The sequence below is a fragment of the Aliirhizobium cellulosilyticum genome, from assembly GCF_014198105.1.
Lineage (GTDB): Bacteria > Pseudomonadota > Alphaproteobacteria > Rhizobiales > Rhizobiaceae > Neorhizobium > Neorhizobium cellulosilyticum.
Genome location: NZ_JACIGW010000002.1, coordinates 1,091,835 through 1,118,134 on the forward strand (window position 1 = coordinate 1,091,835; position 26,300 = coordinate 1,118,134).

Below are 26,300 nucleotides of genomic sequence, written 5' to 3' on the forward strand. Positions count from 1 at the left end.
CTGTACGAAGGAACAGGAACGGAATGACCGACAACAAAGACGACAAGACACTCGGCGTGAAGAAGACCCTCTCGCTCAAGCCATCCGGCATGAACCAGGGTACTGTGCGCCAGGACATGGGTCGCGGCCGCACGAAAGCGGTCGTCGTCGAAACGGTGAAACGCCGCCCGACCCGCCCGCAGGACGAAAAGCCTATTACCCCGATCGCGGCCCCTGCAGCCCCGGCTCCGCGCCCGGTTGAAGCCGCAGCACAACCTGCTCCGCAGCAGCCGCGCCCGCAACCGGCAGCGCCGGTGCACCAGCCTGCGCCACAGGCACAGCGCCCTGCACAGCCGCAGGGTCAGCGCCCCGGTTCGCACCAGGGTCAGCGTCCGGGCTCCAACTACGGCCAGCAACAGGGCCAGCGTCCGCAGCAGGGTCAACGCCCGCAGCAGTCCGGCCAGCGTCCGCAACAGAACCGCCCGAACGTGCTTCACGATCTCTCCGCCGGCGAAATGGAAGCCCGTCGCCGCGCTCTGGTGGAAGCACAGGCACGCGAAGTCATCGAAGCCAAGCAGCGCGCTGAAGACGAAGCCCGCCGTGCAGCCGAAGCAGAGGCCCGCAAGGCCGAAGAGGCTGCGGAAGCAGCTCGTCGTGCAGCCGAACCGGCTCCAGAGCCGGAACCTGAACCCGTCGCGCCTCAGCCGGCCCCGGTCGCTGCCCGTGCGCCCGAGCGCAACACCGATCGCGCACCTGCCGATCGTGGAGCCGCTGGCCGCCCGCAGGACGGTCGTCCGCAGTCGCCGCGCCCAGGCACCGATGCTCCCGCAGCGCAGCCGGGTGCCGTACGTGGCCGCCGTGCCAATGACGAAGATGATGACCGTGGCCCGTCCCGCAGCGCCGGTGCGCCCGGTCGTGGCCGCGTGGTCGCTCCAGCTCCTGCCAAGCCGCCGGCACGCCCGAAGGGTGACGAAGGCCGTCGCCAGGGCAAGCTGACCATCACCACTGCCGGTTCGGACGAGGACGGTAACGCCCGTGGCCGTTCGATGGCCGCGATGCGCCGTCGTCAGGAAAAATTCCGCCGCAGCCAGATGCAGGAAACCCGTGAGAAGGTTGTCCGCGAAGTCATCCTGCCGGAAACGATCACCATTCAGGAACTGTCGCAGCGCATGTCCGAACGCGCGGTCGACGTCATCAAGTACCTGATGAAGGAAGGCCAGATGATGAAGCCGGGCGACGTCATCGACGCCGATCTGGCAGAACTCATCGCCGCCGAATTCGGCCATACCGTCAAGCGCGTCTCGGAATCCGACGTCGAAGAAGGCATCTTTGACAAGGCCGACGATGCGGGCGAAATGGTATCGCGCCCGCCGGTCGTTACGATCATGGGTCACGTCGACCACGGCAAGACCTCGCTGCTCGACGCTATCCGCCAGGCGAATGTCGTGTCCGGTGAAGCCGGCGGCATCACCCAGCATATCGGTGCCTACCAGGTCGAGAAGAACGGTCAGAAGATCACCTTCATCGACACCCCCGGCCACGCCGCCTTTACGGCCATGCGTGCCCGTGGTGCGCAGGCGACGGATATCGCGATCCTGGTGGTTGCAGCCGACGACAGCGTGATGCCGCAGACGATCGAATCCATCAACCATGCCAAGGCGGCGGGTGTACCGATCATCGTGGCAATCAACAAGATCGACAAGCATGAAGCCAAGCCCGACAAGGTTCGTCAGCAGCTCCTGCAGCACGAAGTCTTCGTCGAATCGCTCGGCGGTGAAGTGCTCGACGTCGAGGTTTCGGCCAAGAACAAGACAAACCTCGACAAGCTGCTCGAAGCCGTGTTGCTACAGGCCGAAATTCTCGACCTGAAGGCCGACCCGACGCGTACTGCCGAAGGTACGGTCATTGAAGCACAACTCGACCGCGGTCGTGGTGCGGTTGCGACCGTGCTCGTCCAGAAGGGTACGCTGAAGCCGGGCCAGATCATCGTTGCCGGCGATCAGTGGGGCCGTGTTCGTGCTCTCGTCACCGACAAGGGCGACCACGTCAAGGAAGCCGGTCCGGCAACCCCGGTCGAAGTGCTCGGTCTTTCCGGCACGCCTGCTGCCGGTGACCGCTTCGCCGTCGTCGAAAACGAAGCTCGTGCCCGCGAAATCTCCGAGTATCGCCAGCGTCTTGCTCGCGACAAGGCGGTTGCTCGCCAGTCCGGCCAGCGCGGTTCGCTCGAGCAGATGATGAGCAAGCTGCAGAATACCGGCTTCAAGGAATTCCCGCTGGTCATCAAGGGTGACGTGCAGGGTTCGGTCGAAGCGATCATCGCGTCGCTCGACAAGCTTGGTACCGACGAAGTTCGTGCCCGTATCGTCCATTCGGGCGCCGGCGCGATCACCGAGTCGGATATCTCGCTCGCCGAGGCATCGGATGCCGCAATCATCGGCTTCAACGTCCGCGCCAATGCACAGGCTCGTACGATCGCCGAGCGTAACGGCCTCGACATCCGCTACTACAACATCATCTACGATCTGGTGGATGACGTTAAGGCAGCCATGTCGGGTCTTCTGTCGCCGGAACGCCGCGAAACCTTCCTCGGCAATGCCGAGATCCTGGAAGTCTTCAACATCACCAAGGTCGGCAAGGTTGCCGGTTGCCGTGTGGTCGAAGGCAAGGTCGAGCGTGGTGCAGGCGTACGCCTCATCCGCGACAACGTGGTCATCCACGAAGGCAAGCTCAAGACGCTCAAGCGCTTCAAGGACGAAGTTGCCGAAGTGCCGATGGGTCAGGAATGCGGTATGGCCTTCGAAAACTACGAAGACATCCGCGCCGGCGACACGATCGAGTGCTTCCGCGTGGAACATATCACGCGCACGCTTTAAGCTTGACAATTGTCATGTTAGGAACCGCCGGGGAGAAATTCCCGGCGGTTTTTTATGTGGAGGTTTTTATGGCTATTTCGTTCGATCTGACCGGCAAGACAGCGATTGTCACCGGCGCCAATACCGGTTTAGGCCAGGCCATTTCAGTTGCCCTTGCCCAGGCCGGGGCCAAGGTGGCGCTGGTCGGTCGCTCATCGATGGCGGAAACCGAGGCCGCAATCAGCGCTAGCCGCGGCGAGAGCCTCGCCATATCGGCCGACCTTTCCACCCTCGAACCGATCGAACGTATTCTCGACGAAACCACTTCCTGGTCTGGAGGTGCTGATATTCTCGTCAACAATGCCGGGATTATTCGCCGCGCCGATGCCCTCGAATTCAGCGAGGCTGATTGGGATGCGGTGATGGATGTGAACCTGAAGAACGTGTTTTTCCTGTCGCAAGCCTTCGCCCGGCGGCTTGTCGCAGCCGATAAGGGCGGAAAGATCGTCAACATTGCTTCACTTCTCTCCTTCCAGGGCGGCATCCGCATTCCTTCCTATACGGCGTCCAAGAGCGGCCTTGCAGGCCTGACCCGGCTCCTGGCCTGCGAATGGGCCGGCAAGGGTATCAACGTCAACGCCATTGCTCCCGGTTATTTCTCGACCAACAATACGGAAGCTCTTCGCGATGACCCGGACCGCAACGCCGCCATTCTGGCGCGCATTCCAGCCGGGCACTGGGGCAAACCGGAAGAGCTTGGTGGTGCAGCCGTCTTCCTCGCATCATCGGCCTCGGACTACATTCACGGCACCGTGCTGCCCGTGGATGGCGGCTGGCTGGCACGCTAAGTCTTTACGCGAACTCACTTTTAGAATGCCTGATCTGCGCCATCTCCGGTGGCGCAGATACATTTTCGCCTTGAGCTCTGCCATCCCCGACGTCGTGAAGGTAAAATTGGCAGCTTCACTCAAGATTTATTAGTTGCCATTTGAACTCATGTTTATTATCGCATAGCAGCATAGTCTGTTGCTGGCCTCGATGCCGGCCGCGACCTGATGATATCGTGCCGAGCCGGCAAAAATGCCTTTCGGCAATAGTCGGAGTATCGCCTAAAATGTCTGCTGCCCTTGTCCCTGCCGTTGCCGGAAACCGCCACCTTGGCAAGGTCGCGAAACAGCTCGGGATGACGGCTGCGACGCTTGCGCTTCTGAGCGCGATGGCGATGGCTCAGATCCCTGCCCCGGCTCCTCAGGCACAAACCACTTCGCAGGCGGATAGTGCACAGCAGCAGGCTCCGGCTTCGTCTGCAGCACCAACCACCGGCCGGACGGCTCCCGCCACAACGCCGGCGACGACACCGACCGCGCCTTCCGCTCCGGCGGAAAATGCAGCACCGGCCAGCCCTGCAGCGCCGGCTGCCTCGACCGCCACAGAGGGGGCTCCCGCCGCTCAGGCTCCGGCACAATCCGCCCAGCCTGCTCCCTCTACCGAGACAACGGCTCCCGGCGTATCCCAGCCCGCACAGGCCCAGGCTGCGCCGCAGGAAACGGTAACCGACCTTGTGCCGGCGGAAGAAGAAACGCCGGTACTGACAATCCCGCACGACCTTTCGCCCTGGGGCATGTTCATGGCGGCGGACTGGGTTGTTAAAAGCGTCATGATCGGGCTTGCCATCGCTTCGCTGGCAACCTGGACCGTTTGGCTGGTTAAGACGCTCGAGCTTGCCGGCGCCCGCACCCGCGCCGGTCGCATCATCAAGATCATCCGCAATTCCCGTACGCTCGCCGAAGCTGTCGATGCCTCCGCTGGACGCGGCGGTCCTGCCGCCTACATGCTCCAGGCCGCAGCCGAGGAAATAAAGATGTCCGCGGATGCGCTCGACCATGTCGAAGGTGACGGCGTCAAGGAACGCGTCGGCTCCTCCCTGTCGCGCATCGAGGCCTTTGCCGGTCGCCGTATCGCCCGCGGCACCGGCATTCTGGCGACGATCGGCTCGGTCGCTCCCTTTGTCGGCCTATTCGGCACGGTCTGGGGCATCATGAATTCGTTCATCGGCATTTCCGAAACGCAGACGACCAATCTTGCCGTCGTCGCGCCCGGCATTGCCGAGGCGCTACTTGCAACGGCCATCGGCCTCGTCGCCGCCATTCCCGCCGTCGTGATCTACAACCTGTTTGCCCGTTCGGTTACCGGCTATCGCGCGCTTCTTGCCGATGCAGCCAGCGGCGTCGAGCGACTGGTGAGCCGCGACCTCGACTTCCGCAAGGTTCCGCCGGGCGGCCGCAAGGCAACCCCGATGTCCCTGATGGCCGGAGAATAAGTCCATGGCCGGCGGCATTCGCGAACATCACGGCGAGGAATTGCAGGAAAACCACGAGATCAACGTGACGCCCTTTATTGACGTCATGCTGGTGCTCCTGATCATCTTCATGGTCGCCGCGCCGCTTTCCACGGTCGATGTCAATGTCGACCTGCCCGCATCGAGTGCAAAGCCCGCACAGCGGCCTGAAGAACCTCTCTATCTGACAGTTCAGGAAGATCTCACGCTCAATCTCGGCAATGACCAGGTTGCGCGCGAGCAGCTGACGACCAGGCTGAACACGATTACCGGCGGCAACAGGGATACCCGCATCTTCCTGCGTGCCGACAAGGCTGTCGGCTACGGCCAGTTCATGGAAGTGATGAACCTTCTGCGTGATGCCGGTTATTTGAAGATCGCGCTGGTCGGACTGGAAACCCTTCCGGGTGCCGCAGCACCCGCTGCCCAGCCTGCCGCACCGGCTTCGCCAGCACCAGGGGTTTCGCGATGAACCCAGCCGCCCCCTATCGTAGCCGGGTACAGAAGATCGGCGAAATATCACTCTGGGCAGGCGCCGGCGCATTCGTGCTGACTGCGCATATCGCTGCTGCTGCCCTGATGATGCAGGAAGAGCCGACTATGCCGGCAGATAATTTACCGCCTTCCGCGATCATGATCGAACTGGCTCCAGAGCCTGAGGCCACACAGACGGAAGAGGAGCAGATCGCTCCCGACGCCGTGGATTCCGAAAAGGTGGACAGCGAGCAGATGCAGCCGGTGGAAGAGGCCCAGCCCGATCCGACACCTGATCCGATCGAACCACCGCCACCGGAAATTGCCGAGCCTCTCCCCGAGCCTCCGCCGCCGGAACCCGTCGAAGAGCCGACACCTCAGGAGCCGGAAGTGGCCGAGACTTTGCCGGAAACACTGCCGGAGCCGATCGAACAGCCCGATCCGATCGAGCAGCAGGTCATGGCTGCGCTCGATAACGTCGAAGTGCCGCTGCCGGTCGTGCGCCCGCCGCCACCAGAAAAACCCGAAGTCGCGGAGAAGAAGCCAGAGCCGAAAAAGGAGCCGGTCAAGCGCGTGGAACGCCCCAAGCAGCAGCAGGCCCAGAAGGAAATGGCGCAAGCCAAGGCCGAAGCCACGCAGTCGGATCGAAATGCCGCCACCCAGACATCGTCAGGCTCGCGCTTTTCGTCGCTTTCCCCGGCAACGTGGAAGTCACGCGTGCAGTCGCGGCTGGCGCGCAATGCCCGCCGCTGCCCCGGCGGCAACACCGGCACGGCCGCCGTGCGCTTCAACTTCGACAATGGGGGCAACGTGACCAGCGTGTCGCTCCAGCGCTCTTCGGGCGATTCGAAGATCGATGACTATATAGTTTCGATCGTTCGCCGTGCCTCGCCTATCCCGGCGCCGCCTGCAGGCGTACCGAATTTCCTCACGCAGGCACTGACCTGCTCCTGACAAAACGCTATAAGCGGGCTCCCTCAACCTAACAAATCCCGGAAGCCCGCATGCATATGAGCCTCACCGATGCCGAGACGCTGGTCCGCGGCATCTTCGAAGACAATGGCGTCCTGCCCTCAACTGCTCTTTCCGTCGCCCGTGCCCTTGTGCAGTCGGAAGCTGCCGGCCAATCCGGCCACGGCCTGCGCCGCGTTCCGGCCTATGTGAAGCAGGTTCGTACCGGCAAAGTGGATGGCAAGGCGGAGCCGATCCTCTCGCGACCGCGCCCTGCGGTGCTGTCGATCGACGCCGCGCATGGCTTTGCCTATCCAGCCCTTGATCTTGCGGCTTCCGAACTTCCTGCCATAGCCTGTGAACAGGGTATCGCCTTTGCCGCCATCGGCCGCTCGCATCATGCCGGGGTGATGGCGCTGACGGTCGAGCGTTTTGCCGAGCAGGGCCTGATCGCCATGATGTTCGCAAACGCACCGGCCGCCATGGCGCCCTGGGGCGGCAGAAGCCCGCTCTTCGGCACCAATCCGATTGCCTTCGCAGTCCCTGTCGCAAATGCCGATCCCTTGGTCATTGATCTGGCGCTCTCAAAGGTCGCACGTGGCAAGGTCATGGAAGCCCACCAGAAGGGAACGAGCATACCCGACGACTGGGCCTTCGATATTGATGGAAACCCCACCACAGACGCTGCAGAGGCGCTTAAAGGCACGATGGCGCCTTCTGGTGGTGCAAAGGGTGCTGCACTGGCGCTGATGGTGGAAGTGCTCTCGGCGGGCCTTGCAGGCGCCAATTTCTCCCATGAGGCAAGCTCGCTCTTCGATGAAAATGGGCCGCCGCCGGAACTCGGCCACTCGATCATCGCAATCGACCCGGACGCGGCCAATGGCGGCGGTACAGCCATGCGCATGGCAGCCCTTGCCGAAGAGATGGCCAGGCAGGATGGCGTGCGACTTCCAGGCCGCCGCGGAAAAGGCCTGAGGGCTGATGCCATGGCAAATGGAATAGAAGTCGAGGACGACGTATTGAAGGCGATCGACGCGCTTCGCTGATCGCAAGACGATAACGCGGCACCCTGGGATAACCTCGCATGGAGGGGCCAGGGCCGCCAAGCGACATAGATGCATAAGGCGCCGGCTCCAGGCGCTTCAAACGCTGTCGTTCAACTGTCTTTCGGGAAAATTACCTCCAGAAAAGCGAAAAGCCTGGCGCGGGAGGAGGATGCGCCAGGCTTTAAACTTGATCGACAACTGGGAGGAGGAGGATGTTGTCGATCCGTATCGAACGACACTGGGAGGAGGAGTGCGTCGTTCGATGACTGACATATAGGCTAATACTGGTATGCTCGCCAAGCCGGTTAGGCGCAATGCAGCAATGCAATAGGTGCATTGCTGAGCATTTGCCCATAGCGTCGATATCATAGCAGGGATCATCGCTATATCGATATGCGCAAAGCTGGATTATAGGCAATATCGATTCAAATGCTTGGAAAGGCGGGATTATGGCTGAAATTCGCTATCACGAGGGAGATCTTCCGGCGGCGGCAGCGGCCCACTATACGGGTGCGGTGGCAATCGATACCGAAACGCTTGGCCTTATCCCACGTCGTGATCGCCTATGTGTTGTGCAATTATCTCCCGGGGACGGCACGGCCGACGTCATTCGCATTGCAGCAGGACAGAATCAGGCGCCCAACCTCGTCGCGCTTCTGGCTGATTCGTCGCGGCAGAAAATCTTTCACTATGGCCGATTCGATATCGCCGTGCTTTTCCATACGTTCGGGGTATTGGCCACGCCGGTCTTCTGCACCAAGATCGCTTCACGCCTGACCCGAACCTATACCGATCGTCACGGGCTAAAAGACAATCTACGGGAACTGGTCGAGGTCGACATTTCCAAGGCCCAGCAGCAGACTGATTGGGCGGCCGAAACGCTATCACAGGCGCAACTCGAATATGCGGCCTCGGACGTGCTTTATCTGCATGCCTTGCGCGACAAGCTGACCATGCGGCTGATCCGCGACAACCGCACGGATCTTGCCGCCGCCTGCTTCGAGTTCCTGCCGACACGCGCAAGGCTTGATCTCCTTGGTTGGGAAGAGACCGATATTTTCGCGCATAGCTGAGCCATGCCGCCTGTTCCCGCAGGCGGCGCTCTCAGTTTGCCGGGCTCCCGACGCGAATTCGATGATAATTAGCCGACCGTTAACCATTTTCGTTTAACGTCTGTCAATCGGCATCATCCCGCCATGAGGCGTAGCGACAGCCGTCGCACCATTACCCAAACACGGCCGAACTGTTCCACCGTCGCAGATAACAGATGGAGCATGCGATGCTGCCACCCGTTCGTGCCGCGTTGAGTTCGACTGCAGATTACCATAACCAGACGCAGGCTGCAGTCACTCCTGCGCGTGTGACCTCATCACTGACGACCGCACAGTCGCAGTCAGGAAGCAACGCTACTCTTTCAGGCGCACGGCTCGATGCCGCCTCCCTGTCGGCTCAACTCAAGCTGGCGCAGGGGTCCTCCATCCTTGCCGAGACGATCGGCAAGCTGTTGAAGACACCGCGGCGAGAAAACGAGACGCTGATCGACTATACGGCACGCCTTTTCGAAGCCGTTCAGGCGCTGAAGCCGCAAGAGGTCGCCAATGTCGAGCGGCTGCTCAACCAGATCGTCAAGGGCATTTCCCTGCGGTTGATGGCTGAGATCCTAAAAGAACCTTCAGGCCCGGCAGCCGCCCGGCTTGCGGCCCATATCGAGACCGCGAACATTGCCCAGCGCGATCTCGCGGCCAAGACGGTCGTCAGTTTCTATCGGCAGAATGCAAGTGCTGACTCACCGCCGGCGGGCAATGGTCCGCGTCTGCAGCAAGGTGCGAGCCCTGCGACTGCACAGATCGGCCAGATAGGTCCATCACAAACAACTTCGAACGACGACCATATTGCCTCGCTTCGCCAGCCGACCGGGAACGCAGCCTCGCCGAAGCTTGGCGAAGGTCAGAATCAGCGTTCACCAGCCCCGGCCACCGCATCACCTGAACTCAAGCCGCAACAGGCGGAGCAGGCGTCAAAGCCTGCAGGCTCACTGACCGGCCCCGCCAATACAGCGGCGTCGCAAGCCCCAACAAGTCGTCCAGTTACCCCGACAAGTGAAGCAGTTGCTGCAGCAAAGCCGACAATGTCTATGACTGCCTTGAAGGATGGATTCCAGGCGAATGCGGTGCGACCCGAGATCAATCCCGGCAGTGTCAGCACACCAGCGGCGGTAATCAGCAATCAGTTGCAAATCTCGGCAGCCCAGGTCGCCCAGCAGGCAGTGGCAGCCGAGCCCGAAGAAATGCAGGTTCTGGCGCGCACCGCGGTGGAAATGTTCAAGCTGGACATACCGGTGCCCGCGCGTCTCTGGTCGGCGCTTTCCGATCAAACGTTGCTGAAACTGGCAAACTGGCTGGCAACGGTCCTGTCCGAACTCGATCTGCCGGAAAGCAAGCATCTGCCGATGTCCTCGCCTGCGGTCCAGGCTACAGCGGATGACGGGCTTGGCGACCAACAGCGTGCGACCAGCAACGTACCTTCCGCAAGCGCATCTCATGGCGGACAGGCGGCGGCGTCACCGCAAACCACCAATGGCGCCATGCCGGATGCCGCCCGTGCCGCGGCGGCGGCGAGAGCAGATGCGCCGGAACAGAATATGGCCGCGCTGGCGGTTGCTGCGAACACCGTGCCGACCCAGGCACGTGAAGCTCTTCCCTGGCCCTATGTCGCAGCCTATCCACCTGCCGATGAAGAACCGAGACATAAAGAGCGGCAGGCAGAACCGATCGAGGCGCTGGAAGACGAAGAGCAGGACGAATCATCAAAGCAGCACACTTTTGGCGACGAGCATGAGCCGGAAGGTGAGGAGCCGCAGGACAACGATGCGGAAGGCGAGGAAATCGTCAGCGATACGATGACCAGAGCGGAGAGGGCGGCCGGATATAGGGCCGGCGAGGTCAGGCTGGAAGCGGACGCGCCCGAGGTGCAACCGAGCGATCTATACTGGCGGATGGCCGGCTGGACGTAATCCGGAAATCTGCCGAGCACGTGTTCGGCTTCTGCAAGTGACCATGAAAAAGCCGCCGGACCTTTCGATCCGGCGGCTTCTTATTCTTCAGGAAACAACGATTATTCGTTGCCGCCACGGTTCTTCAGGGCTGCGCCCAGAATGTCGCCGAGCGAAGCGCCCGAGTCGGACGAACCGAACTGTGCAACTGCTTCCTTCTCTTCGGCGATTTCGAGCGCCTTGATGGAAAGCATGACCTTGCGGTCCTTCTTGGAGAAGTTGACGACGCGGGCGTCGACAACCTGGCCAACCGAGAAACGCTCCGGACGCTGGTCGTCGCGGTCGCGAGCGAGGTCAGCGCGGCGGATGAAGGCTACGAGGTCTTCGTGGGCAACGAGCTTCACTTCGATGCCACCGTCGTTAACGGCGATGATTTCAGCCGAAACGACAGCGTTCTTGCGCAGGTCGCCGGAAGCGGCTGCGTCACCAACGGCATCCTTGCCGAGCTGCTTGATGCCGAGCGAGATACGCTCCTTCTCGACGTCAACATCGAGAACGACAGCCTTGACGACGTCGCCCTTGTTGAACTCTTCGATGACCTGTTCGCCCGGACGGTTCCAGTCGAGATCCGACAGGTGAACCATGCCGTCAACGTCGCCTTCGAGGCCGATGAACAGGCCGAATTCGGTCTTGTTCTTGACTTCGCCTTCGACTTCAGTGCCGGCCGGATGCGAGTAGGCGAATGCCTGCCACGGGTTTTCCAGCGTCTGCTTGAGGCCGAGCGAAATACGGCGCTTGGACGGGTCGACTTCGAGAACGACAACGTCGACTTCCTGGCTCGTGGACAGGATCTTGCCGGGATGTACGTTCTTCTTGGTCCAGGACATTTCGGAGATGTGGATCAGGCCTTCGATGCCCGGCTCCAGCTCTACGAATGCACCGTAATCGGTGATGTTCGTGACGGTACCGGAGATCTTCTTGCCGATCGGGTACTTGGCCGCGATGCCATCCCACGGATCCGACTCGAGCTGCTTCATGCCGAGCGAGATGCGGTGGGTTTCCTGGTTGATGCGGATGATCTGAACCTTGACCGACTGGCCAATGGACAGGATTTCCGACGGATGGTTCACACGACGCCATGCCATGTCGGTGACGTGCAGCAGACCGTCGATACCGCCGAGGTCAACGAACGCACCGTAATCGGTGATGTTCTTGACGACGCCGTCAACAACCTGGCCTTCTTCGAGGTTCTGAACGATTTCAGAACGCTGCTCGGCACGTGACTCTTCAAGAACCGTACGGCGCGAAACAACGATGTTGCCGCGACGCTTGTCCATCTTGAGGATTTCGAAGGGCTGCGGGTTGTGCATGAGCGGGGTAACGTCGCGGATCGGACGGATGTCGACCTGCGAACGCGGCAGGAAGGCAACGGCGCCGTCGAGATCGACGGTGAAGCCACCCTTGACCTGGTTGAAGATAACGCCTTCAACGCGCTCGCCAGCTTCGAACTTGGCTTCGAGCTTGACCCAGCTTTCTTCGCGGCGAGCCTTTTCGCGCGACAGAACGGCTTCGCCGAGAGCGTTTTCGATGCGCTCGACATAGACTTCGACTTCGTCGCCGACCTTCAGCGAACCGTCTTTGCCCTTGGCGCCGAATTCCTTAAGCGCGATGCGACCTTCGACCTTGAGGCCGACGTCGACAACTGCCATGTCCTTCTCGATTGCCGTTACCAGACCTTTGGTAACGTAGCCTTCGGCCAGATCGTTGGATGCGAAGGATTCCTCGAGAAGAGCTGCAAAGTCTTCGCGCGTGGGGTTAGTTACTGCCATGAAATCTCCTGATCGTGTCCTAATTCAAGGACACGCATGCGCCGGTGGTTCGTGTTAAACACGCCCGAAATCCAGGCCCGCCTCTCTCAATCGGTCATACCGTGGGAGGCTATCCGGCGCTGGGACTGAACTGCGGGATCTCTGCGAACGAAAAGCCAGCTTCCCGGCAACTCGTCAATTCTTGATCAGAGCTTCGTCGATCAACGACTTTGCGGCCTGAAACGCGGCCTCTATACTCATTTTGGACGTATCAAGCAAGTGCGCGTCTTGCGCCGGCTTCAACGGGCTGTCGGCGCGGCCCATGTCGCGCTCGTCGCGCTTCGTCACGTCCGCGAAGATGTCATCATACTCCGCCTCGCCGCCCTTGGCGATGATCTCGTCATAACGGCGTCTTGCACGCACATCGGCTGATGCCGTGACATAGAGTTTTACCGGCGCATCGGGGCAGACGACGGTGCCGATATCGCGGCCATCAAGCACCGTTCCCGGGGCTCTTGTCGAAAAAGCCTTCTGGGCTTCGACCAACGCGCGGCGCACTTTCGGCATCACGGCAATTTTCGATGCCGCTTCGCCGATGGCGTGGGCCGACAGGGTGTCGCGATCGAGGCCAGCGAGTTCCACTTCGCGCGCCATTTTTTCTGCGACAGTCTCGTCATCGAGCGGCAAGCCGGCATCGAGAAGCGCTTTTGCCGTGGCGCGATAGGTCAGGCCGGTGTCGAGATGGTGGAAACCATAGGTCTCGGCAATCTGACGCGACAGCGTACCCTTGCCTGCTGCCGCCGGCCCATCAATGGCGATGACGACGCCCATCAGGCTGCCTCACCATCCACGGCGTCGATCTTCGCGCCGAGACCAGTCATCAGATCCATGAATTCCGGGAAGCTGGTGGCGATAATCGAAGCATCGTCGACAGTGACCGGATGTTCCGAGGCCAGGCCGAGTACAAGGAAGCTCATGGCGATACGGTGGTCGAGATGGGTGACGACGGCCTTGCCCGACGCATTGCCATAGCCCTTGCCGCCCGGACGGCCGCGAACGACGAGTGTTTCCTGGCCTTCATCGCAATCGACGCCGTTGAGCTTCAGACCTTCCGCGACAGCCGAAAGGCGATCAGATTCCTTCACCCGCAATTCTTCGAGGCCAAGCATGGTGGTCGTGCCGGATGCGTAAGCGGCAGCAACAGCCAGAACCGGATATTCGTCGATCATCGACGGCGCGCGATCGGCCGGGACTGTAACGCCCTTCAGCTCGGAATATCTTACCCGCAGATCGGCGACATCTTCACCTCCGGCGAGCCGTGCGTTCTGCACTTCGATATCGGCGCCCATTTCCTGCAGCGTCAGAATAAGACCTGTACGCGTCGGGTTCATCAGGACGTTGAGAATGGTGACGTCGGAGCCCGGCGTCAGGAGTGCTGCGACAAGGGGGAAGGCTGTCGAGGACGGATCACCCGGTACGTCTATGACTTGGCCCTTGAGCTGGCCTTGGCCGACGAGACGAATGGTGCGTACGCCCTCCGCATCGGTCTCGACCGAAAGGTCGGCGCCAAAACCCTGCAGCATCTTTTCGGTATGGTCGCGGGTCATGACCGGTTCGATGACAGTAGTAATGCCCGGTGTGTTGAGGCCGGCGAGAAGCACTGCCGACTTCACCTGCGCAGACGCCATGGGCACGCGATAGGTGATCGGGTTCGGCACTTTCGGGCCATGCAGCGTTACCGGCAGGCGGTCGCCTTCGACGGAGGTCACCTGCACGCCCATCTCGCGCAGCGGGTTCAGTACGCGGCCCATCGGGCGCTTGGAAAGCGATGCGTCGCCGATGAAGGTGGAGGCAAAATCGTAGACGCCAACCAGACCCATGGTGAGACGGCAACCGGTGCCGGCATTGCCGAAATCGAGAGGCGCTTCAGGAGCCAGAAGCGCACCATTGCCGGTACCCTGGATGATCCACTCAGCACCGACCTTTTCGATCTGGGCGCCCATGGCGCGCATCGCCTTGCCGGTATTGATGACGTCTTCACCTTCCAGAAGGCCAGTGATGCGAGTTTCGCCCGAAGCGAGGCCGCCGAACATGAAGGAGCGGTGCGAGATCGATTTGTCGCCGGGAATCCGGATCGTACCTTTGAGAGCTTCCGAGCGAGCCGATTTTGCCGGCTTCAACGCGATACCATGCGACATTGAGTGTCCCTATTCCTCAAGCGTTTGCGAATTTTGCGCCGTCGTTATCATAAAGTGTTTTGGCGGTCATCCGCTTGTTGGCTCAAGGCGGCCAAGAAAGCCCGGAAAGTTTGGCTTTGACATGAAGTCCCGTTAGCCTTAAGGGGACCGGCTTAGATTTTTCACCCATTCATCCATCGCCGCACCCGCGGCGCGCCGATCTGATCGGCCGGCTCATGAGGCTTAACAGTGGCAAAAGCGGAACTCGGAACCAAACGTACCGACCCGGATACCGGAAAGAAGTTCTACGACCTGAACCGTGACCCGGTCGTCTCCCCCTATACGGGCAAGTCCTGGCCGCTGTCTTTCTTTGCTGAAAACAGCGCCGCCATCAAGATGGAAGAGGCAGCCGAAGACGAGGACGACATCAAGGAAGTCGACAGCGAGAGCCAGGAAGCCGAAGTCGTTTCGCTGGAAGACGCCGACGGCGACAACAGCGGCGACGATATCCCGGATATCGGCGATGACGATGACGTTGATATCGGCGACGACGAAGACGACACCTTCCTCGAGCAGGAAGATGAAGACGACGACGACATGACCGGCATCATCGGTGTGGGCGGCGACGACGACGAACAGTAATTGACGCTAACGCCCGACAATTTCAGAAAAATTGTCGGGCGTTTGATTTTTCGGCTTGCACTTCCAAAAATCACGAAGTAATAAGCCGCCACTTCCGGAGCAAACAACGCTTCGAAGTTTCCCAGGACCGGAAAAAATACCGGACCACCCTGATGGGGCTATAGCTCAGCTGGGAGAGCGCTTGCATGGCATGCAAGAGGTCAGCGGTTCGATCCCGCTTAGCTCCACCAATTTTCCCGAACGATAAATCTAGAATTCAGGCATGCTTTAACTTGCGCGCATGGGCCACGCTGGCAAGGTCGGCTTTTCTCCTTGCAAGGGCAGGATTTCGAAGACGAGTCGATTCGGCCTTAAGATGTTGCCGAGTGTTCGCAGGTCCTTTAAGCGCGCGTTCGCCCAAGGCAAGTTCATCGCGATAATCGTCCCGATATGCGATTGCTTTTTGGCGGATTACCAATGCGACCAGAGTGCCGAACAATCCGAAAGTGATGAGCAGTACAGATGCTGTTATCATGACCTTTCCTCTGCCTTATTAACGCAGAGGATGGCATAAGGTTCTCGATCGAGATCAAAGTCCGGGTCTCACAGATCGGTGATGTCCGTAACGAGAGCAGGTTTTACGCGATTGCCCGATCGTTTGCGTCAAACCGGTGCATTAAAGCTTTGTCCGGCGTGGCGAAGACAATATCGTCGGCACCATAGCGATGCTCACCGAACAGGCGCACTGTCACGAGGCCCGCCTGCTCCGTTTCGAGATAGAGGATGGTATCGGCGCCGAGATGTTCGGCGTGAACGACCTTACCTTTCCAGTCGCCTGCATCGCGCGACAGGGCGATATGTTCCGGCCGGATGCCGATCGTCTTGCAGCCACTTTCCTCGAGCTTTTCCGCAGGGATAAAATTCATCTGCGGCGAACCGATAAAACCGGCGACGAAGATGTTGGCCGGCCGGTTGTATAGTTCCATAGGCGAACCGACCTGCTCGATCGCACCGGCGTTCAGGACCACGATCTTATCGGCCAGCGTCATCGCCTCGACCTGGTCATGGGTGACATAAATCATCGTTGCCTTGAGGCGTCGGTGAAGGCGGGCAATCTCAAGCCGCGTCTGGACGCGCAATGCCGCATCGAGGTTCGACAAAGGCTCGTCGAAGAGAAACAGGCTCGGTTCGCGCACGATGGCGCGGCCGATCGCCACGCGCTGGCGCTGGCCGCCGGAAAGCTCTGCCGGGCGACGGGCGAGATAGGGATCGAGCGACAGCATCGACGAGGCTTTCGTCACGCGATCCTCGATCTCGGCTTTCGGTGTGCCGGCCTGCTTCAGGCCAAGCCCCATATTGTCCTTGACCGTCAGGTGCGGATAAAGCGCATAGGACTGGAAAACCATGGCGATACCGCGCTTGGCCGGCGGCACGGTCGCCACTTCCTGACCGTCGATACGGATAGAACCGGAGGACGCGTCTTCAAGGCCTGCGATGACCCTCAAAAGCGTGGACTTGCCGCAGCCCGATGGGCCCACGAAGATGACGAATTCGCCATCCTTGACGTCGAGATCGATGCCCTTCAGCACCTCGTGGTCACCGAAGGCCTTGCGGATGGATGTCAGTTGCAGCGAACCCAAGAGCGTCTTCCTTTAAAATTCCGTACCGGCGTCAAAGATGGACAGGCTTGCCCGTGCGCGCGCTTTCGTCCGCCGCAAGGCAGATCTTCAGCGATTGCACCGCATCGTCCATGTGCCGGGTGAGGTCTATATCTTCGCGGATGGCCCGCAGCATGTAGGCCTGTTCCAGATTGCAGAGTTCCTGATGGCCCGGCTCACCGGCCATTTTCATATCCTTGTCGGGCGACAAGAACTTTCCGTCTGGACCCGTTTCGGCGCTGTGAAGGCGGATGACCGAAGTTTTGGTATGCGTGTCGATATCGTCCGACTTTGCATTCGGGTCCATGACGATAGACACCGAGCCCTTTGGCGACATGACATCCTTCACGAAGAAGGCGGTTTCCGAGATCATCGGTCCCCAGCCGGCCTCGTACCAGCCGACGGATTTATCTTCGAAGATCACCTGCAGATGGCCATAGTTATACATGTCCGGCGCGATCTCGTCGGAGAGGCGCAGGCCCATGCCACGCACTTCGACGGGTTTCGCATCGGTGATCTGGCACATGACATCGACATAATGCACGCCGCAATCGACGATCGGCGGCGTTGTATTCATCAGCGCCTTGTGCACGTCCCAGGTCGGTCCGGAGGACTGCTGGTTGAGATTCATGCGGAAGACATAGGGCGGGCCGAGCTTTCGCGCTTCTTCGATCAGCCGGATCCAGGACGGGTGGTGGCGAAGAATGTAGCCGATGACCAGCTTTTTGCCAGAAGCCTTCGCGGCTGCTACGACGCGTTCGGCATCTGCAACCGTGGTCGCCAGAGGCTTTTCGACAAAGACGTGGCAGCCGGTCTCAAAAGCGGCAACTGCATAATCCGCATGGCTGTCGGAATAGGTGCAGATCGCGCAGAGATCGGGTTTCAGCTCCTCAAGCGCGGTCAGGAAATCCGGATGGATCTTGTAGCCTTCGAGCGCCGGATCGAGCTTCGGCGTCGAGCGATTGACCAGCCCGACAATCTCGAAGCCGGGATCGTTGTGATAGGCGAGCGCATGGCTGCGGCCCATATTGCCAAGACCGGCGACGAGGACTCGGATCGGCTTTTCTCCACTCATTTGACGGCTCCTGATGTGATGCCGCGGATCAGCTGGCGGGAGAAGATGACGTAGAGAACCAGAACCGGCAGGATGGCGAGCGACAGGGCAGAAAGCACTGCATTCCAGTTGGTGACGAACTGGCCGATGAACATCTGTGCGCCCAAGGTGACTGTCTTGGTTTCCTCGCCCGGTGCCAGGATCAGCGGGAACCAGAGGTCGTTCCAGATCGGGATCATGGTGAAGACGGCAACCGTCGCCATGGCAGGCCGCACCAGCGGCAGGACGAGACGGAAGAAGATCGCGTATTCGGACAGCCCGTCGATGCGCCCGGCATTCTTCAGGTCGTCGGACACGGTGCGCATGAATTCCGACAGGATGAAGATGGCGAGCGGCAGGCCTTGCGCCGTATAGACCAGAACCAGCGCCGTCAGCGTATTGACCAGACCGGCCGCGACCATCCCCTGCAGAATGGCGACGGTGCCAAGCCGGATCGGGATCATGATTCCGAGCGCCAGATAGAGGCCCATCAGCAGGTTGCCGCGAAAGCGATATTCCGACAGCGCGAAGGCGGCCATGGCGCCAAACAGCAAAACGAACGCGATCGAGACGACGGTGACGATCAGGCTGTTCTGAAAATAACCGATGAAATCGCCCTGTTTCAGGACAGTCTCGTACCCGACGAGGCTGAAGGTCGAGGGCGTCGGGATCGCCATTGGCTCGCGGAAGATGGCGTTGCGGCTCTTGAACGAATTGATCAACGTGAGGAATACCGGGAAAAGCGCGATCAGAGTGTAGCTTATCAGCGCGACATGGATCAGTCCGATGCGCAAATATGAGGTGCGGGCTGTTGCCATCGTCTTTGACCTCCTCAGAACTGATAGCGACGCATGCGCCGCTGGATGACGAAGAGATAAAGCGAAACGCCGGCGAGGATGATCAGGAACATCACGGTAGCGATCGTCGCACCCATTGAGCGGTCGCCCATCTGGTTCTGGAAGCCGAAGAAGGTGCGATAGAGCAGCGTGCCCAAGATATCGGTCGAGCCATCCGGCCCGGCAAGCGCGCCCTGCACCGTGTAGATCAGGTCGAAAGCATTGAAATTGCCGACGAAGGTTAGGATCGAGATGATGCCGATCGAGGGCAGGATCAGCGGCAGCTTGATTTTCCAGAACTGGCTCCAGCCGGTAATGCCGTCACATTCGGCAGCTTCCAGCACCTCGTCGGGAATGTTCAGCAGTGCCGCATAGATCAGCATCATCGGGATGCCGACATATTGCCAGACGGAAATCAGCGACACGGTGATCAGAGCGCTTTCCGGTTTGCCGAGCCAAGGGGCGAACATCCATTTCAGCCCGACCCAATCCATCATACCCGGCGCAATGCCCCAGATAGGCGAGAGGATCAGCTTCCAGATGAAGCCGACGATAACGAAGGAGAGAAGCGTGGGTACGAAAATGGCGGTGCGATAGAAGGTGGCGAAGCGCAGTTTCGACACCGAGAGCATGGCGGCAAGCGCGACGCCGATCGGGTTCTGCACCAGCATATGGATGACGAAGAAGATCAGGTTGTTGCCGAGGGCATTCCAGAAGTTGGCTGCAAGCCGTGGATCGGAAAACAGCGTGACGAAATTGGCGAGGCCGACAAACACGGTCTCGCCATCGACCAGATTATAGAGCGACAGCCGCAGCGTCTCGATCAGCGGCAATATCATGATCGCGGTATAGACAAGAAATGCCGGCGCCAGGAACACGAGAATGTGCCAGCGGGCGGGCCGCTTGATCGGAGCGATCTCAGGATCGGCAGTGTCGATGTCGCTCATAGGTCGGTTCCGATTATTCGCTGTCAAGGTCGAGGATGTGACTGCCCCTCGTCGGGCTGCCGCCACCTTCTCCCCGCTCGCGGGGAGAAGGAGATATGCCGCGCCGTCTTTCCCAATCGCAACGCAGCGTGAGCCACGTCCCCTCGCCCCGTTTACGGGGAGAGGGTTAGGGTGAGGGGCCGCCTGTGCGACAGAAAATAAGCTTCGTGGAAGCTTATTTCGCCGGCTTGTACCAGCTGTCCAGACCCTTCTGGGTCTCTGCCGCTGCCTGTTCCGGCGTCTGCGTGCCGTTGATGACGTTTGCAGACACGCGCCACATTTCCAGATCGAGGTTCGGCTGGCCGCGGCCGACGATTGCCGCACTCGGGCGGATGGTCGGCTTGCAGTTCTGCCGCCAGGAGACGAATTCCTGGGCCAGCGGATCTTCCATCTTTACCGCCGTCGAATTCAGGCTGAAGAAGCCGGGCAGCGAGTTGGCGTAAAGCGTGGCGAATTCCGGCGATGCGACCCAGGCCAGGAATTTCTTCGCGGCTTCCGGGTTCTTGCCCTTGGCATTCAGGCCGATGCCGATGTCGTTATGGTCGGAAATGTAGCAGGTATCGCCGGCCTTCTTCACCGGCGGCGGGAAGGCGCCCATTTCGAAATCGGCCTGCGCCTTGAATGGCGCGATTTCCCAGGAACCTGCCGGATAGATGGCGGCGCGGCCCAGCGTGAAGAGATTCTGGCTGTCCGGATAGGTCTGGGCTTCGAAACCGTCGCCGAGATAGGGCTTCCACTTGGCGAGCGTCTTGTAGGGCTCGACCCAGTCAGCATCGGTCAGCTTCTGGGTGCCGGCGATCAGCGCCTTGCGGCCTTCCTCGCCCTTCCAGTCGTTCGGACCGATATTGTAATAGCCCATGGTGGCGGCTTCCCACTGGTCCTTGGTGCCCATGGCCAGAGGGATGTAGTTGCCGTCCGCCTTGATCTTGTCCAGGAGTGCGAAGAACTCGTCCTCGGTCTTCGGCACTTCGGCCTTCAGCTCCTCGAACGCCTTCTTGTTGTAGATGAAGCCGTGGATGACCGATGCCATCGGCACGCAGAAGGTCGTCTTGCCGTCGTCGGTGGTCCATGCGGACTTGGCCGTGTCGGAAAAATTCTTGATGCCGTCGAGATCGTTGAGCGGCGCGAGCTGGCCCTTCTGGAACATGGCCAGCGACAGGTCGAACGGGCGGCAGGTGATGAGATCACCGGCAGTGCCTGCTTCCAGCTTGGCGTTGACGGCGGAATTGTATTCGGTCGGCGCCATCGGTGCGAAGGTCACCTTGATGCCGGGGTTCTTCGCTTCGAAGGCCGGGATCAGCTTTTCCTGCCAGATCGACAGGTCGTCGTTACGCCAGCTTTCGATGGTCAGCGATGCATCCTGCGCCAGAACCGCGCCTGCCGGAGCAAACATGGTCGTGGCGAAAAGCATGCCTTTCAGTAGACGGGTCATAATGTTCTCCCTGTTTGTTAGCGCCTTGCGGCGCATTTCACGGTATTTTCCGTCACGTTCAGTTCCGCCAGTGCTTTCCTCAACACCTGTCCGGAACAATTCAACAATTCCCTTGCAGCAACTGCATCGGCAGCCCCTGCTGCCAGCAGCACCGCGACCTTGACCGAGCCATCGGCACGAGCAAAAAAATCACGGGCTTCATCGAAGCCGATGCCGGCAATCTCGGCCACCATTCCGGCAGCCCGGATGCGCAGTTTCTCGTTATCGGCACGCAGATTGACCATATGGCCGTCATGCACATGGCCAAGCTTGATGGCTGCCAGCGTGGACAACATGTTGAAGGCCAGTTTCTGGGCGGTGCCGGCGCCCATGCGGGTCGAGCCAGCCACCACTTCCGGCGGCGTCTGAAGCAGGACGGCAACATCCGCGCCTTCAAACAGGCAAGCATCTGGATTGTTGGCGATCGCCACGACTTTTGCGCCACGGCTGCCGGCGATTTCAGCGATCTTCAGCACATAAGGGGTGGAGCCGCTTGCGGATACGGCAAGCACGCAGTCGCCTTCGGTGATGACCGATGCGTCCTTTTCAGCGAGCACCACATCGTCCTCCGGTGCGCCCGGCATGTCGCCGAGGCTCGATAGCCCGCCGGCCAAAAGCAGCACGATCTGATCACGAGGAATGCCATAGGTCCCCGGAAGCTCCAGCGCATCAGCCATGGCCATCAGTCCCGAACTGCCGGCGGCGGCATAAACGAGTTTTCCACCCGAACGAAGGGCATCAGCCAAGAGATCAGCCGCCTCAGCCAAAGCCGGGATGGCCGCATCAACCGCCCCGGCCGCGTCCTGCTGGCCGGATGCCAGAAGCGCAAGAATATCCTCAGGCGCCCGCGTATCGAGGCCTTCCGCTTTCTTGTGTCTGGCTTCGGTGGCTTTTTGGCTCATCCGTTTCTCCCTCTGATCAAAATGATGCCAAAAAAATACCAATTGTCCAGCGGGAAATTAATAATCGTTACCATCGAAGGCCGTAGCGACCTGCAGAACCGCCAAAACATTAAGGAAATCTAGCAATTATCGTCGATTTTCTCGTTCCAGCCATTTCGCTCTTGGTAAATGGTATTTTTTTGGTATCATCGACATTGGAGGTACCAATGACGGGTTACATTCTCGGGATAGATGGCGGCGGGACGAGCTGCCGGGCAGCACTGGCCGATCAGGCCGGCACCATGCTCGGCCGCGGCAAGAGCGGTGCATCCAATATCCTGACCGATCCCGATACCGCGCTCAGACATATTACCGAGGCGGCACGGTTCGCCTTCGAGGATGCGGGGCTGGCACCGGATCTCGGTTCGGCATCGGCCATTCTCGGGCTGGCCGGCAACAATGTCGGCAATGCTGTCGGTTATGTGATGACACGGCTTCCATTCAAAGCCTCTCAGATCGTTTCCGATGGCGTGATCGCGCTGCAGGGTGCCATCGGCGACGAAGATGGTGCGATCGGCATCGTGGGAACCGGAACCGTCTATATCATTCGAGATCAGGGCCAGTTCAAATCCATAGCCGGCTGGGGTTTTCAGGTCAGCGATCTCGGTAGCGGCGCAAGGCTCGGCCAGCTGGCGCTGCAGGAAACGCTGCTCGCCTTCGACAAGATCCGGCCGGTGAGCCCTCTGACTCAAGCCATCCTTGAGGAATTCGACGGCAATCCCGAACTGATCGTTGATTTCGCGCGGCTGGCCAAACCGGGTGATTTCGGCCGCTATACGCCTAAGGTGTTCGAATTTGCGGGCCAGAACGATCAGACCGCGCTGCGAATTCTGAAAACCGGCGCAAGCGGCGTCGACGAAGCGCTCGATGCAGTCAGCGCCGTTACCGGAGCGAAGGGCAAGCTCTGCCTGCTCGGCGGCCTGGCACCGCTTTATCCGCCCTATCTTTCCGAACGGCACCGGACACACCTTTCCGAACCGCGTGCCGATGCACTGACGGGTGCCGTCGAGCTGGCAGTGAAGGCTTATGCGGACAAGGCGGAGGTGCGCGCATGAGCGATACGCTGACCGCGATCCTGCCGCTCGACGGCCTGCAATCGGCAGGGTCGGGGCCGCTTTACCTGAAACTGCGCCAGAGCTTGGAAGAGGCCATTCTTTCCGGCAAGCTCGGCCATGGCGACGCCTTGCCGGCCGAGCGCGACCTTGCCGACTATGCCAATGTCAGCCGCGTCACTGTGCGCAAGGCGGTCGACGATCTCGTCAAGGACGGCTTGCTTACGCGCAAGCACGGGTCCGGCACGTTCGTGGTCAAGCCGCTGTCGCGGGTCGAGCAGCCGCTCACCAAGCTCACCTCGTTTACCGAGGACATGGCGCGGCGCGGCCTTGTTTCCCGCTCGGAATGGCTGGAGCGCGGGCTTTTTCATCCCTCGCCGGAAGAGATGATGATGCTGGGCCTCGCCCCCGGCACGATGGTCGCCCGGATCGGCCGCCTGCGTTTCGGCAACGACATGCCGCTCGCAATCGAGCGGGCCAGCATTTCCGCCGAATTCCTGCCCGATCCGGTTTCGCTCACGGGTTCGCTTTATGCCGAACTCGAGAAAAAGAATGCGCGACCGGTGCGCGCCATCCAGCGTATTTCCGCCACCAACATGAAAAAGACCGATGCCGGGCTTCTGGAAGTGCCGATCGACGCCGCCGGCCTTTCTATCGAGCGGGTTTCCTATCTGGCATCCGGCCGGGTGGTGGAACTGACGCGCTCGCTTTATCGCGGCGACGCCTATGATTTCGTGGCCGAGCTTTCGCTCGGAGAAAACTGACAAGTCGAGGATTGCAAGATGCTGACCCATATGCGCCAGGAGATCAACGAGATACCGGAAGCGGCGACCCGACTGCTCGACCGATCGGCTGCAGACCTTGCCAAGGCGGGTCGAGCGCTCCGCGACAAGGATCCGGCATTCCTCGTGACGATCGCCCGCGGCTCTTCCGATCACGCCGCAACCTTCATCAAATACGCGATCGAACTGACGGCCGGCCGGCCAGTCGCTTCGCTCGGACCATCGCTCGCCTCGATCTACGGCGCCGACCTCAAGCTTGGCGGCGGAGCGGCAATCGCCATCTCGCAGTCCGGCAAAAGCCCGGACATCGTCGCCATGGCTGAAGCGGCGACCAAGAGCGGTGCGGTGACCGTCGCGCTCACCAACACGCTTCCTTCGCCGATCACGCAAGCATCGCTTCATGCAGTCGATATCAACGCCGGCCCCGAACTTGCGGTCGCGGCAACAAAATCCTTTGTCAATTCCATCGTTGCCGGTCTTGCCCTTCTTTCGGAATGGACGGGCGACGATGCGCTCAAGGCCGCGGTTCGCGCTTTGCCGGACCATCTGGCAAAAGCCGTTACGCTCGACTGGAGCGAATTTTCCGGTCAACTTGGTGACGCGGAATCGCTCTACATGCTCGGCCGCGGCCCGGCGCTGGCGATTGCCAGCGAAGCAGCGCTGAAATTCAAGGAAACCTCCAACATGCATGCCGAGGCCTATTCGGCAGCCGAGGTGCTGCACGGCCCGGTGGCTTTGGTGGAAGACAGGTTTCCGGTGCTGGCCTTTGCCGCGCGCGATGCGGCCGAGGCTTCCATCGTCGAGATCGTCGACAGCCTTGCCGGCAAACGGGCTATGGCCTTCGCCACATCCGGCGAGGTGAAAGCCGCCAACAAGCTGCCTTTCATCGCGACCGGCCATCCGCTGACCGATGCACTGGCGCTGATCGTACCGTTCTATGGTTTCGTCGAAGCATGGTCCCGGTCCAAGGGCTTTAATCCCGATCAGCCTGCAGCTCTGAAGAAGGTCACGGAAACGCTATGACCCAGCAAAAGGCTCTCATCGGCAAGCGTGTATTCGACGGCTCGGGCTGGCATGAGGATGCTGCCGTTATTTTCGAAGGCGGAAAGATTACGGGCATTCTTCCGGTCGATCTGCTCTCTGCGGATATGGAGACGATCGAAGGCGGCGAGATCATCGCACCCGGTTTCATCGATCTGCAGGTGAATGGCGGCGGCGGGGTGCTTCTCAATGAAGAGCCGACCGTCGAAGGCATCGCCACGATCTGCGCCGCGCATGCAAAATTCGGCACGACGGCACTTTTGCCGACGCTGATTACCGACACGTTCGAGATCACCAGCCGCACGGTCGCGGCCGGGATCGAGGCAAAGAAACAGGGTGTTGCCGGTTTTCTCGGCCTGCATCTGGAAGGCCCGCATCTTTCGCTTGCCCGCAAGGGCGCGCATGATCCGGCGCTGATCCGGCCGATGGAGGAGCAGGACCTCGAATTGATCCTCTCCTGCGGTGAGGCGCTCGACGCGCTGATGGTGACGATCGCGCCGGAAAGCGTTTCTCCCGAACAGGTCAACACGCTCGCGCGCGCCGGCATCACCGTAAGCCTCGGCCATACGGAAGCCAGCTACGACACGGCTCGCCTCTATGCCACCGCCGGAGCGCGGACCGTTACCCATCTGTTCAACGCCATGAGCCCGCTCGGCCATCGCGAGCCGGGCATGGTCGGCGCGGCACTCGATACGAGAAACCTGCATGCCGGCCTGATTGCAGACGGCATCCATGTGCATCCGGCAGCGATGGCGGCAGCCCTGCGCGCCAAGAACGGACCGGGAAAGATTTTTCTCGTGACCGACGCCATGTCGCCGATCGGCACAGACATGACATCGTTTACCCTCAACGGCCGGGAAATCCTGCGCCATGACGGCCGTCTCACGCTTGCCGACGGCACGCTTGCCGGCGCCGATATCGACATGGCTGCCTGCGTGCGGCTGGTTCACGAAACGCTCGATCTGCCGCTGGAGGAAGCGCTGCGAATGGCGTCGGCCTATCCGGCGGATGCTGTCCAGATTGCGGATAAAAAGGGATCGCTCAAGCCCGGGTTCGATGCCGATTTTGTGGTGCTGGACGCAAGCCTTCACCCGCAGCGCACATGGATCGGCGGCGTCATCGTTTATCAAGCATAGATTTGGGATTTACCCCTTACCCTAGCCCTCTCCCCCGTAAACGGGGAGAAGGTGGTGGCAGACGGA

General features: G+C 60.5%; 23 protein-coding genes and 1 tRNA gene. 14 read left to right on the plus strand and 10 right to left on the minus strand.

Annotation, left to right across the window (positions count from 1 at the left end; genetic code table 11):
- The first annotated feature begins 23 nt into the window (after nucleotides 1-23).
- The 8 genes from infB to GGE33_RS14125 all read left to right on the plus strand — a co-directional run bounded on the left by infB (nucleotide 24) and on the right by GGE33_RS14125 (nucleotide 10,653).
- Nucleotides 24-2,852, plus strand: a complete 2,829-nt coding sequence (infB, locus tag GGE33_RS14090; RefSeq protein ID WP_148146217.1) for a translation initiation factor IF-2 — start codon at nucleotides 24-26, stop codon at nucleotides 2,850-2,852.
- A 68-nt stretch (nucleotides 2,853-2,920) separates the two neighbouring features.
- Entirely contained in the window at nucleotides 2,921-3,679 is a 759-nt protein-coding gene (gene kduD / locus GGE33_RS14095; protein ID WP_148146218.1) for a 2-dehydro-3-deoxy-D-gluconate 5-dehydrogenase KduD, read from the plus strand.
- 266 nt (nucleotides 3,680-3,945) lie between these two features.
- Entirely contained in the window at nucleotides 3,946-5,151 is a 1,206-nt protein-coding gene (exbB, locus tag GGE33_RS14100) for a tonB-system energizer ExbB (RefSeq protein WP_394353659.1), read from the plus strand.
- A 4-nt stretch (nucleotides 5,152-5,155) separates the two neighbouring features.
- Nucleotides 5,156-5,641, plus strand: a complete 486-nt coding sequence (gene exbD / locus GGE33_RS14105; protein ID WP_183823904.1) for a TonB system transport protein ExbD — start codon at nucleotides 5,156-5,158, stop codon at nucleotides 5,639-5,641.
- Nucleotides 5,638-6,597, plus strand: a complete 960-nt coding sequence (locus tag GGE33_RS14110) for an energy transducer TonB family protein (protein ID WP_183823906.1) — start codon at nucleotides 5,638-5,640, stop codon at nucleotides 6,595-6,597. Before exbD ends, GGE33_RS14110 begins: the two co-directional genes overlap by 4 nt.
- Before the next feature lie 50 nt (nucleotides 6,598-6,647).
- Nucleotides 6,648-7,640, plus strand: a complete 993-nt coding sequence (locus GGE33_RS14115) for an Ldh family oxidoreductase (protein WP_183823908.1) — start codon at nucleotides 6,648-6,650, stop codon at nucleotides 7,638-7,640.
- 446 nt (nucleotides 7,641-8,086) lie between these two features.
- Nucleotides 8,087-8,713 carry a ribonuclease D gene (locus GGE33_RS14120; RefSeq protein ID WP_183824170.1) on the plus strand — a complete coding sequence of 209 codons (627 nt, stop codon included), beginning with the start codon at nucleotides 8,087-8,089 and terminating at the stop codon, nucleotides 8,711-8,713.
- Nucleotides 8,714-8,919: 206 nt separating this feature from the next.
- Entirely contained in the window at nucleotides 8,920-10,653 is a 1,734-nt protein-coding gene (locus GGE33_RS14125; RefSeq protein ID WP_183823910.1) for a hypothetical protein, read from the plus strand.
- A 101-nt stretch (nucleotides 10,654-10,754) separates the two neighbouring features.
- Here GGE33_RS14125 and rpsA read toward each other — a convergent pair whose 3' ends face one another.
- From rpsA to aroA, 3 genes are all read right to left on the minus strand, one after another.
- Entirely contained in the window at nucleotides 10,755-12,461 is a 1,707-nt protein-coding gene (gene rpsA / locus GGE33_RS14130) for a 30S ribosomal protein S1 (RefSeq protein WP_148146224.1), read from the minus strand.
- 174 nt (nucleotides 12,462-12,635) lie between these two features.
- Entirely contained in the window at nucleotides 12,636-13,271 is a 636-nt protein-coding gene (gene cmk, locus GGE33_RS14135; RefSeq protein WP_183823912.1) for a (d)CMP kinase, read from the minus strand.
- Nucleotides 13,271-14,638, minus strand: coding sequence for a 3-phosphoshikimate 1-carboxyvinyltransferase (gene aroA, locus GGE33_RS14140; protein ID WP_183823914.1), 1,368 nt, complete (start codon nucleotides 14,636-14,638; stop codon nucleotides 13,271-13,273). Before aroA ends, cmk begins: the two co-directional genes overlap by 1 nt.
- 228 nt (nucleotides 14,639-14,866) lie before the next feature.
- On the opposite strand from aroA, the gene GGE33_RS14145 reads away from it, so the two are divergent.
- The gene (locus GGE33_RS14145; protein WP_148146227.1) at nucleotides 14,867-15,259 is read left to right on the plus strand and encodes a TIGR02300 family protein; all 393 of its coding nucleotides are present in this window, start codon (nucleotides 14,867-14,869) and stop codon (nucleotides 15,257-15,259) included.
- A gap of 154 nt (nucleotides 15,260-15,413) precedes the next feature.
- Nucleotides 15,414-15,489, plus strand: a tRNA-Ala gene (locus GGE33_RS14150).
- Nucleotides 15,490-15,515: 26 nt separating this feature from the next.
- On the opposite strand, the gene GGE33_RS14155 is transcribed toward GGE33_RS14150, so the two are convergent.
- The 7 genes from GGE33_RS14155 to GGE33_RS14185 all read right to left on the minus strand — a co-directional run bounded on the left by GGE33_RS14155 (nucleotide 15,516) and on the right by GGE33_RS14185 (nucleotide 22,184).
- On the minus strand, nucleotides 15,516-15,773 hold the full coding sequence (locus GGE33_RS14155) for a hypothetical protein (protein ID WP_183823916.1): 258 nt from the start codon (nucleotides 15,771-15,773) through the stop codon (nucleotides 15,516-15,518).
- 103 nt (nucleotides 15,774-15,876) lie between these two features.
- Nucleotides 15,877-16,878 (minus strand): ABC transporter ATP-binding protein, encoded by a 1,002-nt coding sequence (locus GGE33_RS14160; protein ID WP_183823918.1) that lies wholly within the window; start codon nucleotides 16,876-16,878, stop codon nucleotides 15,877-15,879.
- Nucleotides 16,879-16,909: 31 nt separating this feature from the next.
- Nucleotides 16,910-17,971, minus strand: a complete 1,062-nt coding sequence (locus tag GGE33_RS14165) for a Gfo/Idh/MocA family protein (RefSeq protein WP_183823920.1) — start codon at nucleotides 17,969-17,971, stop codon at nucleotides 16,910-16,912.
- The gene (locus GGE33_RS14170) at nucleotides 17,968-18,807 is read right to left on the minus strand and encodes a carbohydrate ABC transporter permease (protein ID WP_183823922.1); all 840 of its coding nucleotides are present in this window, start codon (nucleotides 18,805-18,807) and stop codon (nucleotides 17,968-17,970) included. The genes GGE33_RS14165 and GGE33_RS14170 overlap by 4 nt, the downstream gene beginning before the upstream one ends.
- A 14-nt stretch (nucleotides 18,808-18,821) precedes the next feature.
- A complete protein-coding gene (locus tag GGE33_RS14175) occupies nucleotides 18,822-19,772 on the minus strand; it encodes a carbohydrate ABC transporter permease (protein ID WP_183823924.1) in 951 nt (316 codons plus the stop codon).
- Nucleotides 19,773-19,986: 214 nt separating this feature from the next.
- Nucleotides 19,987-21,243 (minus strand): ABC transporter substrate-binding protein, encoded by a 1,257-nt coding sequence (locus tag GGE33_RS14180; RefSeq protein WP_183823926.1) that lies wholly within the window; start codon nucleotides 21,241-21,243, stop codon nucleotides 19,987-19,989.
- A gap of 17 nt (nucleotides 21,244-21,260) precedes the next feature.
- A complete protein-coding gene (locus GGE33_RS14185; protein ID WP_183823928.1) occupies nucleotides 21,261-22,184 on the minus strand; it encodes an N-acetylmuramic acid 6-phosphate etherase in 924 nt (307 codons plus the stop codon).
- Nucleotides 22,185-22,390: 206 nt separating this feature from the next.
- On the opposite strand from GGE33_RS14185, the gene GGE33_RS14190 reads away from it, so the two are divergent.
- From GGE33_RS14190 to nagA, 4 genes are read left to right on the plus strand one after another with little or no spacing between them, the layout of a single operon-like run.
- On the plus strand, nucleotides 22,391-23,278 hold the full coding sequence (locus GGE33_RS14190) for a glucosamine kinase nucleotide-binding domain-containing protein (RefSeq protein ID WP_183823931.1): 888 nt from the start codon (nucleotides 22,391-22,393) through the stop codon (nucleotides 23,276-23,278).
- Nucleotides 23,275-24,039 (plus strand): GntR family transcriptional regulator, encoded by a 765-nt coding sequence (locus GGE33_RS14195; protein ID WP_148146236.1) that lies wholly within the window; start codon nucleotides 23,275-23,277, stop codon nucleotides 24,037-24,039. Before GGE33_RS14190 ends, GGE33_RS14195 begins: the two co-directional genes overlap by 4 nt.
- Nucleotides 24,040-24,057: 18 nt before the next feature.
- On the plus strand, nucleotides 24,058-25,080 hold the full coding sequence (locus tag GGE33_RS14200; RefSeq protein ID WP_183823934.1) for an SIS domain-containing protein: 1,023 nt from the start codon (nucleotides 24,058-24,060) through the stop codon (nucleotides 25,078-25,080).
- Nucleotides 25,077-26,234 carry an N-acetylglucosamine-6-phosphate deacetylase gene (gene nagA, locus GGE33_RS14205; RefSeq protein WP_183823936.1) on the plus strand — a complete coding sequence of 386 codons (1,158 nt, stop codon included), beginning with the start codon at nucleotides 25,077-25,079 and terminating at the stop codon, nucleotides 26,232-26,234. Before GGE33_RS14200 ends, nagA begins: the two co-directional genes overlap by 4 nt.
- Nucleotides 26,235-26,300 lie beyond the last annotated feature (66 nt).

What these genes read in the sequence shown, in the direction of transcription:
- infB (WP_148146217.1), top strand. Translation starts at nt 24, where the DNA reads ATGACCGACAACAAAGACGACAAGACACTCGGCGTGAAGAAGACCCTC.
- kduD (WP_148146218.1), top strand. Translation starts at nt 2,921, where the DNA reads ATGGCTATTTCGTTCGATCTGACCGGCAAGACAGCGATTGTCACCGGC.
- exbB (WP_394353659.1), top strand. Translation starts at nt 3,946, where the DNA reads ATGTCTGCTGCCCTTGTCCCTGCCGTTGCCGGAAACCGCCACCTTGGC.
- exbD (WP_183823904.1), top strand. Translation starts at nt 5,156, where the DNA reads ATGGCCGGCGGCATTCGCGAACATCACGGCGAGGAATTGCAGGAAAAC.
- GGE33_RS14110 (WP_183823906.1), top strand. Translation starts at nt 5,638, where the DNA reads ATGAACCCAGCCGCCCCCTATCGTAGCCGGGTACAGAAGATCGGCGAA.
- GGE33_RS14115 (WP_183823908.1), top strand. Translation starts at nt 6,648, where the DNA reads ATGCATATGAGCCTCACCGATGCCGAGACGCTGGTCCGCGGCATCTTC.
- GGE33_RS14125 (WP_183823910.1), top strand. Translation starts at nt 8,920, where the DNA reads ATGCTGCCACCCGTTCGTGCCGCGTTGAGTTCGACTGCAGATTACCAT.
- rpsA (WP_148146224.1), bottom strand. Translation starts at nt 12,461, where the DNA reads ATGGCAGTAACTAACCCCACGCGCGAAGACTTTGCAGCTCTTCTCGAG.
- cmk (WP_183823912.1), bottom strand. Translation starts at nt 13,271, where the DNA reads ATGGGCGTCGTCATCGCCATTGATGGGCCGGCGGCAGCAGGCAAGGGT.
- aroA (WP_183823914.1), bottom strand. Translation starts at nt 14,638, where the DNA reads ATGTCGCATGGTATCGCGTTGAAGCCGGCAAAATCGGCTCGCTCGGAA.
- GGE33_RS14155 (WP_183823916.1), bottom strand. Translation starts at nt 15,773, where the DNA reads ATGATAACAGCATCTGTACTGCTCATCACTTTCGGATTGTTCGGCACT.
- GGE33_RS14165 (WP_183823920.1), bottom strand. Translation starts at nt 17,971, where the DNA reads ATGAGTGGAGAAAAGCCGATCCGAGTCCTCGTCGCCGGTCTTGGCAAT.
- GGE33_RS14170 (WP_183823922.1), bottom strand. Translation starts at nt 18,807, where the DNA reads ATGGCAACAGCCCGCACCTCATATTTGCGCATCGGACTGATCCATGTC.
- GGE33_RS14175 (WP_183823924.1), bottom strand. Translation starts at nt 19,772, where the DNA reads ATGAGCGACATCGACACTGCCGATCCTGAGATCGCTCCGATCAAGCGG.
- GGE33_RS14180 (WP_183823926.1), bottom strand. Translation starts at nt 21,243, where the DNA reads ATGACCCGTCTACTGAAAGGCATGCTTTTCGCCACGACCATGTTTGCT.
- GGE33_RS14185 (WP_183823928.1), bottom strand. Translation starts at nt 22,184, where the DNA reads ATGAGCCAAAAAGCCACCGAAGCCAGACACAAGAAAGCGGAAGGCCTC.
- GGE33_RS14190 (WP_183823931.1), top strand. Translation starts at nt 22,391, where the DNA reads ATGACGGGTTACATTCTCGGGATAGATGGCGGCGGGACGAGCTGCCGG.
- GGE33_RS14195 (WP_148146236.1), top strand. Translation starts at nt 23,275, where the DNA reads ATGAGCGATACGCTGACCGCGATCCTGCCGCTCGACGGCCTGCAATCG.
- GGE33_RS14200 (WP_183823934.1), top strand. Translation starts at nt 24,058, where the DNA reads ATGCTGACCCATATGCGCCAGGAGATCAACGAGATACCGGAAGCGGCG.
- nagA (WP_183823936.1), top strand. Translation starts at nt 25,077, where the DNA reads ATGACCCAGCAAAAGGCTCTCATCGGCAAGCGTGTATTCGACGGCTCG.